We start from the raw sequence: 10,297 nt of genomic DNA, 5'->3' as shown, positions 1-10,297 counted from the left end.
CCGGCGCTGTGGCAAAGGGTGGTGGTAGGTGCGCTGTCAGGCGTTGGCGTGCTCGGCGAGGATGCCGTCCATCTGGCCGACCGCCTCCTTGAGTCCTTCCTCCATCCCCATCTGCATCATCTGCTCCAGCTGTTCCTCGGACTCGAAGGTGGACAGCATGGTCATCCGGGTCCGCTCCCCCAGCGGCTCCAGGGTCACCGTGGCGTGGCTGATGCCGAACTCCCCCGTGGGGTTGCCGTCGCTGTCCGCGAACCCGTCGTCGAACTGCAGCTCCCGCGGGGACTCGATGCTGGTGAACTCCCACCAGCCGTGCGCCTTGTCCCCGCCAGGTCCTGTCATGTAGTAGCCGGCCCGGCCGCCGGGAACAAAGTCATGCTTGTAGAAAGTGGCAGGATAGGTGGGCGGTCCCCACCAGCGTTCCAGCCGGCGGGGATCCTCGAAGAGCTGCCAGACCCGCTCCACGCCGGCGTCGAACTCGGCGACGAGGGTGAGGCTCAGGGCCTCCGGGTTCTTATCCGTACTGATGACTGTCATGGCAATGCATTCCTAACCTTCAGCGAGAATGTCGGCCATCCGGGCGGCCCGCTGCCGCCAGATCTGTTCATAGTCATCGAGCAGCCGCCGGGCGTTGTGCAGTCCTTCGTGGTTGCCCCGCACGATCTGCTCCCTTCCGCGCTTTTCCTTGGTGACCAGTGATGCGCGTTCCAGCACCGCCACATGTTTTTGGACGGCGGCGAAACTCATGGCGTAGAGGGCTGCCAGGCCGGACACGGAGTACTCGCCCACGGTGACCCGGCGGACGATGTCCCGCCGGGTGGAGTCGGCGAACGCCTGGAAGAGGCGGTCCAATTCGGCCTCGCTCAGTTTTTCTACAACCATTTGGTTGTACGTTAGTCCCGCCGTGACGGCAGGTCAAGCGTTTTTCCTTCCTCCGGCAGCACGGCAGCGCCGGCCGGTACCTTGGAGCCCATGAGCATTTTCCTTGCCGGGGCCGGCCCGGATCCGCTCGGCTTTCCGGACGTCTTTGACCGGTTCGTGGAGGATATCCGGCGGCATGCCGCGCCGGGCCGGCCTGCCCGGGTCGCCGTTGCCGTGCATCATCACGGCAGAAGCCTGCAGGAGCTGGTGGAGGCCTGCGCAGGCCCGCTCCGGCCCAGGCTTGACTGTGAGGTGGTGGCGGTGCCGCTGGCAGAAGGCAGGACGGCGGATCCGGCTGGGTTCAGCAGTGTGGACGGCGTGGTGGTGGGCGGCGGATTGACGCCGGCGTACTGGAGTGGCCTCCTCCCGGCGGCCACCGCCATCTCCGGGCTGGTGGCAGGGGGCGCCCCCTATCTGGGGTTCTCCGCCGGAGCCATGGTGGCACCAGGACGTGCGCTGATGGGCGGTTGCCGTATCAACGGGGTGGACGTGTGCGGGGAGGAGTGCTCGGAGGGCCTGGACGCAGTGGACGTCCGGAAGGGCCTGGGGCTGGCCCCGTTCGCGGTGGACGTCCACGCCGCCCAGGCCGGGACATTGAGCCGCGCGGTGGGCGCCGTGGCAGCAGGCCTGGTGGAATGGGCGGTTGCCATCGATGAGGGCACGGCAGTGGTGCTGGAATCAGTCGGAGCCAGGGACTACGAGGTCATTGGCAGCGGCAACTGCTGGGACATCCGCACGGCAGAAGGCGGGGCGGCGGTGTCCGTGCGGACCGCCCGTTGACCGGACGGGGACCGCTGGTGGACGGCAGGGAGCCTGGGGCGCCGGCCTAGGCCTCGAAGTGCGTCTGGATGCTGCTTCCGGACAGCTGTTCAATCAGTTCCTTGGCCACGTCCCGCAGCTTCCGGTTGCGGTTGCTGGAGACCTTGGTGAGGATCTCCATCGCTTCTTCCTGGGAACACCGGTTCTGCGCCATGATGACGCCGCAGGCCAGGTTGATGGCGGTCCTGCTCTCCAGGGCAGCTTCGAGGTCGTCTGCCCGGTTCTGCGCGGTGTGGATGCGGACCGAGAGGTGCAATGTGTTGTGGGCGGCGGCGGCGAATCCCGCCGCTTTGTCGTAGACGTCTGCCGTGAACACGCCCGGCTTGGTGGCGAAGAAGTTCAGGGCAGCACTGGCTTCGCTGCTGATTTCCAGTGGCACGCCCAGGGTGCTCTGTACGCCCCGGCCTGCCAGTTCCTGGTTGTACTTGGTCCACCGGGGGTCCCGCGCGACGTCGTCGATCAGCACAGGTGCCATCTCACGCAACGCACGGATACACGGACCGTCCCCCAGCGCCTGCTCGATGAGGTCCAGTTCCAGGGCCCGGGCACTGCTGCCGGCCGCAGTGGTGGGCCGGCGCCGGAGCTTCAGGGTCACCGCGCACTCAATGTCGTCACCGGCAGCCGCGGATACTGCCGCTGCCGCCATTCCCGAGAGTCCGGACAGGAACTCCACGGCATTTTCAGCACCCACCAGGACCTCCTGGAGGTTCTGGACGGTCACATCGTCGGCAGGATTCAGCATGGGGTTCATCTTACGGTCGCCCGGCCCCCGCGCGGCAGCGGAGCGGGCATTTACGGGGGCTTAAGCTGAAGTCTCAGGGATCCGCTTGGACTTACGCACGACGAAAGGCTTCAGCAACTTATGGGGAAGGCACGCCAAACGGGCAGCCCGCTGCAGTCCGCCAGCGCCTCGACGCCTGCCGGGTCGCCGGCAGGCCCGAACTAGGAACCAGCCTGTGGGCTTCGATCCAAACGAGCCGGAACAACGGCGCCGGCTCCGGGCGGCCATGAAAGCCGCCGACATCTCCATTTCGGCGTTGTGGCTGAAGTACTTTGGCTTGTCCGGGGACGCGGGCGAATATGAAGTGGAGGCCTATCTGCAGGGACTTCTCTCGTTGCCGGCAAGCCAGCGCGACCTCCTGGCACTGGCAGCGAATGAACTCATAGAGGACTTGCCGCGCCCCCGCGCCCCGTATTCCGATGACTTCTCCCGCCAACCAGGTGGTTCCCCTGCCGGGCGGTCAGATACGGGCCTGCCAGCAGACACAGGGCAGGCAGAGGATGCCTCCGGCTGGGGAGATGGGGACGGCCGCAGCTTCCTGCCGGACGCAGAACACGACAGTGACGGCGGGGCGGGGCCGGGGACGACGACACCCGGCCAATAGGCGGCCGGGCCGCGCGAAGGCAACCGGCCGCTATACCAGAAGGACCCCCAAGGGCGTAGTGTCAAACGTAGGAGATTTCGGGATGGCACCAGGATCCGGAGGTTGAATGCACGGGCCGAACGCGCCAAGAGCGGGCGGCCGCCAGCCAGGAAAAGCAATATCTGGCGCAATTATGGATCGAGGCCAGATGGCCGGGAACAATGCGCTGACCACCGCCGGGCCATTGGGACCGCAAGGATGAACGCCGACTGGACCGGGGACCCTGACCAACTGCTGGAAGCCGACGAGCAGCGAAGGGACGTGGCCCGGCGTTTCCGCGAGACGCAGCTACCGATGCTGAAACTGTGGACGTACTACTACGGCCTCGGCGGCGACGCTGACGAAATGTCATTCGACGCCTACCTCAACGAAGCGCTCCACCTTCCGGCCTCCCAGGTGGGATTGATTGCCACGGCCATGAGGGAACTGTCAGCGGGCGAGGACCAATGACCGGCAGTGACGGGCAGCCCTTCCCGGACCCCGACGAACTGCCGCTGGAGGCAGCAGAGCTGTCCTTGCAGCAACTGGTGCTGGAAAGCCCGGACATCAAGGCGTTCCTGACTGAACTGGCAATCCTGGCAAGTACGCGGCTGTCCGGCCCCGGGAACACGATCCACAGCGGCGTCACGGTGCTGCGGCACAAGCGGCCCCAGGCCGTAGCGGCAAGTGACGCTGCGGCGCGGGCCCTTGACGAGCTGCAAAACGGATTCGGCCAGGGCCCCTGCCTTACCGCGCTCCGGCAGGGAACCACCCTCCTTGTGCCGGACCTGTCCGCCGAGGACCGCTGGAGACCCTATATCCGGACGGCTGCAGCGCACGGCGTGTCCTCCATCCTCGCCGTCCCGCTGGACCTGGCGGGGGAGGCAGAAGCGGTGCTGAACCTCTACTCGGGCCGCAGCAACGGGTTCTCCGGCGAGGACGTCGCCACCGTGGAGTCGTTCGCGGCCCAGGCGGCCAGTTCCCTGCGGCTGATCCTGCGGATTTCGCAGCTCAGGGAAGCCAGGAATGACCTCACCGCCGCAATGCAGTCACGCACCGTGATCGACATGGCCGTGGGCGCGATCATGGCCCAGAACCGCTGCGACCGGGATACAGCCTTCAGCATCCTCACGCGGGCCTCGAGCACCAGGAACATCAAGCTGCGGGACGTGGCCGCCACGGTCATTACGTCGATTTCAGGGGAAGAGAGGATTACTGCCTACTTCGACGAGTAGCTGTGGCGCCGGTCACACGTGATGAGATTCACTCGCAACAAATGCGTGATTTGGTTGAGCAGGCCCGTCCGCCATGGGCACTATGGATAGGCAGGGCCGGAATATCCGCCCTTGACATCCTGGTGACGCAACGAGGCCCACCGGTGAGCGCAGGCCACCGACCCTCCGAGCGCGGACAGGCCATTGCCGGGGACACAACCGGCTTGACACAGGAAAGTACTGAACAATGACGTTTAACACTGCCGAATCCGTGACGCTGAAGATCTGGGACCGGACTTCCCTCCACGAGACCCTCGATTCCGCGGTCTCCGACCTCTCCGCGCGCCACAACACCACCACCTGCCGCATCGCCGTCACCTGCAGCGGACCTAACACCTTCACCTTAAGCGTCCGCGGGAACGAGCCGGCACTGGCCCTCTAAGCGGCCCGCCCGCACAGGGCGTTGACGACGGCGGGCCCAACCCGCCGTCGTCAACGCCCTTTTTGCTGCCCGGATCCGAAAGTGACGACGATCACACGAAAACCTGCGTGAGGTTTTCCGCTCCCGCTGCGTCTTACTTGTGAGGGCGCACGAGGCGCCCTGGAATCCAGTTCCAGAACAAGAAGGAGCGACGCAATGACCACGCAGACGCAAACCCCCGCAACGGTCCAGCAGAAGAAGACGGCTGCCGCCCCTGCCCATGAACTTTCCTCCGCCGCCGGCCACGACGGACGCGGACGCACCACGGTGGCGGACGGCGTGGTGGCCAAGATCGCCGGCATCGCCATCCAGGAGATTGACGGTGTGCACGCCCTGGGCGGCGGCGCAGCCCGGGCCCTGGGCAACCTTCGCGAAAAGGTTGGCCAGAAGGACCTGACCCAGGGCGTCAATGTCGAGGTGGGCCAGACCCAGGTTGCCGTTGATGTGACCCTCGTGGTGGAGTACCCGCACCCCCTCCAGCAGGTGGCGGACAACGCCCGCGACGCCGTCTACTCCGCCGTGGAGGACCTGGTGGGCATGGAGGTCACCGAAGTCAACATCACCATCACGGACATCCATGTTCCGTCCGATGGTGAGGACTCGGACGACGTCGACCGCGAACCGAGGGTTGCATGACCCCGGTGGTTGCCGGGACGGCCGCCGGAGCCGTCCTGGCGCTGGCCGCCCTGGCCTTCGGATTCTGGGGCTTCCTGCTGACGGCGCTCTTCATGGGAACAGGAGCCGTACTGGGAAGGGCCGCTGAAGGCCGGCTGGACCTCGGCGCCGTGCTGGATGCCCTGCGCGGCCGCCGCTCGTCAACGTGACCACGCAGGCGCACACCCGCCAGGGCCACACCCGGATCGAGCAGGCAGCGCTGCGCCACGCCCTGGAAGCGGTGGCGTCCGGTGCCTTCAGGGTTCGGCCGGAGGACGTGTCAGCCACACTGCAGGACGATGCGGGAAAGCTGGGTGTGGACCTCCTGGTGCGGCTCCCGCCGCCCCCGTTGCCCGGACCGTCCGCACTGCAGGGACCGCCGGGACAGGGACAGCTCCCAGTGCTGGAGCGCGCAAGCATCGCCCGGCTGAGGATTTCCTCCCTGGGCCAGCAGATCACCGGGCTGCAGTGCGGCCGCATCAACATCCGCCTTGGAGCGGGAGGCCGGGCCGTCCGCGAGGACCGGGTGGACCAGCGGGTGGACCAGTCAGACCGTTCAGACCGTTCGGGCCGTTCAGACCGCAGATTGGACAGGAGGAAACCGTGAACCAGGGACGCATCACCAACCGGATCATCCGCCGGGAAACGCACTCATCGCGCGCCGGATTATCCGTCCTTACCGCAGTCCTGCTGCTGGTGGCCTGCCTGTGGCTGGGAACCGAAAGCGTCCTGTCGCTGCTGGGGCAACCTGCGCTGCTGGCATCCCCAGGCCATCTCGCATCGCTCGTGGCAGCTGTTCCAGAGGCCGTCCTGCCCGAGGGCCTGGTGGCCGGCGGAACCGTCGTTGCCCTGGCCGGTGCCGCCCTGCTGCTCGCGGCGGTCAAGGGCGGGCGCCGCGGCCGGCGTGCCATGCTCAGCGGCCGCAGCGCCCTGGTGGTGGACGACGAAACAATCGCTGCCGCCATCTCACGCAAGGTGCGGCTGGCCGCCAACCTGGCCCCCGGGCAGGTGGCCACCACCGTGACCCGCAACCGCGCTCTGGTCCACGTCCACCCGACGTCGGGCATGACCCTGGACCCGGCCGTCCTCACGGCGGCGGCAGCCGAGGAAGTGGCATCCCTGCGCCTTCGCAAAACCATCCCGGCGCAGATCCGGGTTGCCACGAAAGGAGCGGTGGGACGATGAACAGCACCAACAGGGCCATGAACAGGCTCCTCCTGGCCACCGCCGGGCTGGTGCTGCTGGCGGCGGGCCTGCTGTCCGCTGGAGCGGGATTGGTTCCCGCGGTCCGGGAACAGTGGAATGCCGTTGCCACTGGCCTGCTGGAACGGTGGCAGGCCTTGCTTCCCACCGCACCGGCACCGGAGCCCCTGGGCAGTTGGTGGTCCCTCGCCCTGCCCGCGCTGCTGCTCCTGGGTGCGGCGGCAAGCATCTTCTGGTTGACGCGGCAGGGCGGCGGCCGCACCGGCACTGCCGCCAGCGAACAGGATCCGGAGTCCGGGGACACGGCAGTGGACGTCTCCTACCTGGCCGCAGCGGTGGACGAGGCCCTGAAAGGCAACCGGGCCGTCGTCGGAAGCTCCCTGACAGCCTGGCGGGGCCGCACCAAACGGAACACAGCCCCTGCCCTCCGGCTCACGCTGCAGGCCCGCAACGGCGCCTCCCCCCGGGAGGTCGCGGACCTGGCGGAGGACCTGGTCGGCGCGATTGACGCGCTCCTGGGTCATCACCCCACTGTTCTGGTCCGAATAGGAAGTGGAACCAGGACAAAGCTGGCCCGCGCACACCGCGCCGGCTGAGCAGCAACAGGAAACACAACGGAAGGAATCACCATGGGACTCGACGACAAGCTCAACAATGCAGCCACCAACCACCTCGGCGCAGCCAAGGAAGGTGCAGGGAAGCTGACCGGCAACGAGGAACTGCAGCGGGAGGGGCAGCGGGACCAGGCCCAGGCCAAGCTGCAGGAGGCCGGCGAAAAGGTCAAGGACGCCGCCAAGGGCATCGGCAGCAACCTCAGGGACGCGGCGGCCAAGGTCAAAGAGGGCTTCAGCAAAGAGTAGGCAGTCCCCCTGCGGCAGGCCCGCTCCACCTCCGAGGTGGGCGGGCCGTCCTGCCGCCCGCCAGGCGCTCGCGCCGATAGTGAAAGCAGAAACCGGTGACAGGTTTACCCTTGGTGCGGGACCAGTTGGACGTGGTCCCCGATGCCATCCTGGCAGGCAGGGCAGCCGACGGCGACACGGCGGCTTTCGAGTCCCTGGCCCGCCGCTATGGTCCACACATGCGGGCAGCCGCCCGGCGCCTGACGGGTTCGTATGCGGACGCGGATGACGTGGTGCAGGAAGTGCTGGTCCAGGCGTGGCAGCAGCTGGACACACTGCGCGAACCCGCTGCAGTGAAGGGCTGGCTGCTGCGGCTCACCGGCAGCCGCAGCATCGACCTGCTGCGCAGGCGCCGGAACCACGCCAGCCTCACCACGGCGGACGGGGAGGCGCCGGCGGATACTGTGTCCCCGGGCGCAGGGCCGGAGACAGCGGCCGTCGCCGGTGCCGGCATTGACTCCCTGAAGGCTGCCCTGTCTGCGTTGCCCGAAGAGCAGCGGCGCTGCTGGATCCTGAAGGAAATCAACGGCCAAAGCTACGAAGAGATTGCCCGGACCCTGAACATCAGCCCAGACAGTGTCCGGGGGCGGCTCGCCCGGGCCCGGATTACACTGGTCCGCGAAATGGAAGATTGGCGATGAGCATGCCCAACGACACGTTCGAGTGCGGCCACACGCTCGAGGAACTCAGCCTCTACCTGGACACCGGTGAATTCCCCGATCCGCCCCACCTGGAATCCTGCCCGGAGTGCCGCAACGGCCTCGACTCCCTCCGGCGGCTCTCGGCGGCCGGCGACGAACTCTTCGCCAGTGACCTGGCAGCCGCCGGCAGCGGCACCGACGACTGGCTGAAGGACATCCTGGCAAACCTGGCGCTGGAACTGCGGCCGGGACGGAGCATCCCGCTGAGCTCCGACGATCCCGCGGACACCCTGTCCGAAACCGAGGGTTCCATCGTTGCCCTGGTCCGGTCCGTGGCGGACAGCCGGCCGGGAGCAGTGGCCGGCAAGGTCCGGCTGGAGGGAGACGTCACCGTTCCGGGCAGCCCTGTGGCGGTCCGGCTGGACCTTGCGGTCCTGTTCGGCCATGCGCTCATGGCCAGCGCGGCGTCGCTCCGGCAGGATCTGGCCGAGGCGCTGGCCCGCCACACCGAGCTGAACATCTCGGCCATCGACATCACCATTAGCGACGTCATCGACGCACCACGGGAGGAATCGTGACCACCGCTCTGCAGCAGGCCATCATGGCGGTCGACGGCGTCACGGAAGTCTTTCCCGCCCGGACCCTGTGGCAGCGGCTTCCCGGCCAGGCGGCATCCCTGCTGCAGCGGAACAACGCCGACGCCCCTCCGCTGGTCGAGGTCCGGGAAGACGGCGGCCGCACCGAGGCAACTGTCCGGATCGGCGTCAGCCCGGACGCCCGGACGCCGGAAGTGGTCCGCGCCGTGGCTGCCGCCGTTCGAAGCCATTTGGCGCCGGGCAACGTCGCCGTCCAGGTCACGGTGGTACGCATCGCGGCCGGTTCGCCGCCCGCAGGCCGGGAGGGCTGACCTCGTCCAGTCACCAACCGGCGTAGCATTCGTCAGGTACACCCAAACGACGGGAAGGGCATATGGCTGCGCACCGGAAAAGCACCAGGTTCAGGCTCGAGTCGCTGGCGCTGCCCGTCATCCAGGCGCCCATGGCCGGGGGACCGTCCACCCCACAGCTTGCAGCGGCCGTCAGCGGGGCCGGCGGCCTGGGTTTCGTTGCGGCTGGCTACAAGACTGCCGCTGCCATGCGCGCCGAGATCGAGTCCGTCAGGAGCCAAACGGACAAGCCGTTCGGCGTGAACCTCTTCGTACCCCAGGCGTCCGTCATCAGTCCGGCGTCCCTGCAGCAATACGCCGATTCGCTGGCCCCGGATGCTGAGCGCTTCGGCGTGAGCCTCGGCGAGCCCCGGCATGACGATGACGACTGGGACCAAAAGCTCGAGGCCTTGCTGGACCTGGCACCGGCGGTGGTTTCATTCACCTTCGATATTCCAGAAACCAGCGTGGTGGAAGCACTGCAGCACCGCGGGATGTACGTCATCGCCACGGTCACGGACCGTGAAGAAGCGCTGCAGGCGCTCGCGGCAGGCGCCGACGCCTTGTGCGTCCAAGGCCCCGAAGCCGGAGGCCACCGCGGAACGTTCAAACCTGACGCGCCTGCTCCCCTGGTTCCCCTCCACGGGATCCTGGGCGGGCTGTCTGATCTGGAGGTGCCCCTCATCGCGGCGGGTGGCATTGCCTCGTCGGAGCACACCCGGGCTGCGCTGGCCGTCGGGGCGGTTGCGGTCCAGGCCGGCACCGCGTTCCTCCGCGCTGATGAAGCGGGAACCAAGCCCACGCACCGGGCTGCCCTCTCGGCGTCGGACCATTTCACCACCACCGCCGTTACCCGAGCCTTCTCCGGCCGCAACGCGCGCGGCCTCTACAACGGGTTCATGCGCCGCCACGACGGCGACGCCCCGTACGGCTACCCCGAGATCCACCACCTCACCACTCCCCTGCGCGCCGCAGCCGCGGCAGCAGGGGAGCCGGAGTGGCTGAACCTGTGGGCCGGCATCAATTACCGGGACACGAGGGAAGGCTCCGCGGTTTCCATCCTGGAAAGCCTCGCGCCGTAAGGCTTGGGCCGCCGTCGTCCGCTTTTTAAAGCCCGACGGCGGCCCGGCCCCTTGTGGG

At 67.6% G+C, this 10,297-nt stretch carries 18 protein-coding genes; 15 read left to right on the top strand and 3 right to left on the bottom strand.

The window, feature by feature from the left end:
- Positions 1–36: 36 nt before the first annotated feature.
- Both PUN51_RS10335 and PUN51_RS10330 read right to left on the bottom strand, forming a co-directional pair.
- On the bottom strand, positions 37–534 hold the full coding sequence (locus PUN51_RS10335) for an SRPBCC family protein (RefSeq protein WP_275180811.1): 498 nt from the start codon (positions 532–534) through the stop codon (positions 37–39).
- A gap of 12 nt (positions 535–546) precedes the next feature.
- A complete protein-coding gene (locus PUN51_RS10330) occupies positions 547–879 on the bottom strand; it encodes an ArsR/SmtB family transcription factor (RefSeq protein ID WP_275180810.1) in 333 nt (110 codons plus the stop codon).
- 90 nt (positions 880–969) lie between these two features.
- Between PUN51_RS10330 and PUN51_RS10325 the strand changes: the two genes are divergently transcribed.
- Positions 970–1,698, top strand: a complete 729-nt coding sequence (locus tag PUN51_RS10325) for a hypothetical protein (RefSeq protein WP_275180809.1) — start codon at positions 970–972, stop codon at positions 1,696–1,698.
- Between the two features lie 46 nt (positions 1,699–1,744).
- Here the strand turns inward: PUN51_RS10325 and PUN51_RS10320 are convergent, their stop codons facing one another.
- On the bottom strand, positions 1,745–2,479 hold the full coding sequence (locus tag PUN51_RS10320; RefSeq protein ID WP_159630563.1) for a GAF and ANTAR domain-containing protein: 735 nt from the start codon (positions 2,477–2,479) through the stop codon (positions 1,745–1,747).
- A 214-nt stretch (positions 2,480–2,693) separates the two neighbouring features.
- Here PUN51_RS10320 and PUN51_RS20830 point away from each other — a divergent pair, with 214 nt between their 5' ends.
- From PUN51_RS20830 to PUN51_RS10250, 14 genes are all read left to right on the top strand, one after another.
- Positions 2,694–3,122, top strand: coding sequence for a hypothetical protein (locus PUN51_RS20830; RefSeq protein ID WP_374114929.1), 429 nt, complete (start codon positions 2,694–2,696; stop codon positions 3,120–3,122).
- Between the two features lie 237 nt (positions 3,123–3,359).
- Positions 3,360–3,611 (top strand): hypothetical protein, encoded by a 252-nt coding sequence (locus tag PUN51_RS10310; RefSeq protein ID WP_159630561.1) that lies wholly within the window; start codon positions 3,360–3,362, stop codon positions 3,609–3,611.
- Positions 3,608–4,375, top strand: a complete 768-nt coding sequence (locus tag PUN51_RS10305) for a GAF and ANTAR domain-containing protein (protein WP_224027094.1) — start codon at positions 3,608–3,610, stop codon at positions 4,373–4,375. The genes PUN51_RS10310 and PUN51_RS10305 overlap by 4 nt, the downstream gene beginning before the upstream one ends.
- A 226-nt stretch (positions 4,376–4,601) precedes the next feature.
- A complete protein-coding gene (locus tag PUN51_RS10300) occupies positions 4,602–4,796 on the top strand; it encodes a hypothetical protein (protein WP_159630557.1) in 195 nt (64 codons plus the stop codon).
- 195 nt (positions 4,797–4,991) lie between these two features.
- A complete protein-coding gene (locus PUN51_RS10295) occupies positions 4,992–5,471 on the top strand; it encodes an Asp23/Gls24 family envelope stress response protein (RefSeq protein ID WP_224027095.1) in 480 nt (159 codons plus the stop codon).
- Positions 5,468–5,659: a DUF2273 domain-containing protein gene (locus tag PUN51_RS10290; RefSeq protein ID WP_224027096.1), complete on the top strand. Its 192-nt coding sequence runs from the start codon at positions 5,468–5,470 to the stop codon at positions 5,657–5,659. Before PUN51_RS10295 ends, PUN51_RS10290 begins: the two co-directional genes overlap by 4 nt.
- Positions 5,656–6,096: a hypothetical protein gene (locus PUN51_RS10285; protein ID WP_275180808.1), complete on the top strand. Its 441-nt coding sequence runs from the start codon at positions 5,656–5,658 to the stop codon at positions 6,094–6,096. The genes PUN51_RS10290 and PUN51_RS10285 overlap by 4 nt, the downstream gene beginning before the upstream one ends.
- Positions 6,093–6,674 carry a hypothetical protein gene (locus PUN51_RS10280; protein ID WP_275180807.1) on the top strand — a complete coding sequence of 194 codons (582 nt, stop codon included), beginning with the start codon at positions 6,093–6,095 and terminating at the stop codon, positions 6,672–6,674. The genes PUN51_RS10285 and PUN51_RS10280 overlap by 4 nt, the downstream gene beginning before the upstream one ends.
- Positions 6,671–7,288, top strand: a complete 618-nt coding sequence (locus tag PUN51_RS10275) for a hypothetical protein (protein WP_275180806.1) — start codon at positions 6,671–6,673, stop codon at positions 7,286–7,288. Before PUN51_RS10280 ends, PUN51_RS10275 begins: the two co-directional genes overlap by 4 nt.
- A gap of 33 nt (positions 7,289–7,321) precedes the next feature.
- Entirely contained in the window at positions 7,322–7,552 is a 231-nt protein-coding gene (locus PUN51_RS10270) for a CsbD family protein (RefSeq protein WP_275180805.1), read from the top strand.
- Positions 7,553–7,665: 113 nt separating this feature from the next.
- Positions 7,666–8,232, top strand: a complete 567-nt coding sequence (locus PUN51_RS10265) for an RNA polymerase sigma factor (RefSeq protein WP_374114931.1) — start codon at positions 7,666–7,668, stop codon at positions 8,230–8,232.
- Positions 8,229–8,810 (top strand): Asp23/Gls24 family envelope stress response protein, encoded by a 582-nt coding sequence (locus PUN51_RS10260; RefSeq protein WP_275180803.1) that lies wholly within the window; start codon positions 8,229–8,231, stop codon positions 8,808–8,810. Before PUN51_RS10265 ends, PUN51_RS10260 begins: the two co-directional genes overlap by 4 nt.
- Positions 8,807–9,139 (top strand): hypothetical protein, encoded by a 333-nt coding sequence (locus PUN51_RS10255; RefSeq protein ID WP_275180802.1) that lies wholly within the window; start codon positions 8,807–8,809, stop codon positions 9,137–9,139. The genes PUN51_RS10260 and PUN51_RS10255 overlap by 4 nt, the downstream gene beginning before the upstream one ends.
- A 62-nt stretch (positions 9,140–9,201) precedes the next feature.
- Positions 9,202–10,239 (top strand): nitronate monooxygenase, encoded by a 1,038-nt coding sequence (locus PUN51_RS10250; RefSeq protein WP_224027104.1) that lies wholly within the window; start codon positions 9,202–9,204, stop codon positions 10,237–10,239.
- Positions 10,240–10,297: the final 58 nt, after the last annotated feature.

The sequence above is a fragment of the Arthrobacter sp. NQ4 genome (assembly GCF_029077345.1).
In the GTDB taxonomy this organism is placed as follows: domain Bacteria; phylum Actinomycetota; class Actinomycetes; order Actinomycetales; family Micrococcaceae; genus Arthrobacter.
This window is presented reverse-complemented; position numbering and strand designations above follow the sequence as displayed.

Coding starts and splice junctions, on each gene's coding strand:
- PUN51_RS10275 (WP_275180806.1), top strand. CDS start 6,671: ATGAACAGCACCAACAGGGCCATGAACAGGCTCCTCCTGGCCACCGCC.
- PUN51_RS10320 (WP_159630563.1), bottom strand. CDS start 2,479: ATGCTGAATCCTGCCGACGATGTGACCGTCCAGAACCTCCAGGAGGTC.
- PUN51_RS10305 (WP_224027094.1), top strand. CDS start 3,608: ATGACCGGCAGTGACGGGCAGCCCTTCCCGGACCCCGACGAACTGCCG.
- PUN51_RS10310 (WP_159630561.1), top strand. CDS start 3,360: ATGAACGCCGACTGGACCGGGGACCCTGACCAACTGCTGGAAGCCGAC.
- PUN51_RS10295 (WP_224027095.1), top strand. CDS start 4,992: ATGACCACGCAGACGCAAACCCCCGCAACGGTCCAGCAGAAGAAGACG.
- PUN51_RS10290 (WP_224027096.1), top strand. CDS start 5,468: ATGACCCCGGTGGTTGCCGGGACGGCCGCCGGAGCCGTCCTGGCGCTG.
- PUN51_RS10260 (WP_275180803.1), top strand. CDS start 8,229: ATGAGCATGCCCAACGACACGTTCGAGTGCGGCCACACGCTCGAGGAA.
- PUN51_RS10335 (WP_275180811.1), bottom strand. CDS start 534: ATGACAGTCATCAGTACGGATAAGAACCCGGAGGCCCTGAGCCTCACC.
- PUN51_RS10300 (WP_159630557.1), top strand. CDS start 4,602: ATGACGTTTAACACTGCCGAATCCGTGACGCTGAAGATCTGGGACCGG.
- PUN51_RS10270 (WP_275180805.1), top strand. CDS start 7,322: ATGGGACTCGACGACAAGCTCAACAATGCAGCCACCAACCACCTCGGC.
- PUN51_RS10330 (WP_275180810.1), bottom strand. CDS start 879: ATGGTTGTAGAAAAACTGAGCGAGGCCGAATTGGACCGCCTCTTCCAG.
- PUN51_RS10250 (WP_224027104.1), top strand. CDS start 9,202: ATGGCTGCGCACCGGAAAAGCACCAGGTTCAGGCTCGAGTCGCTGGCG.
- PUN51_RS10325 (WP_275180809.1), top strand. CDS start 970: ATGAGCATTTTCCTTGCCGGGGCCGGCCCGGATCCGCTCGGCTTTCCG.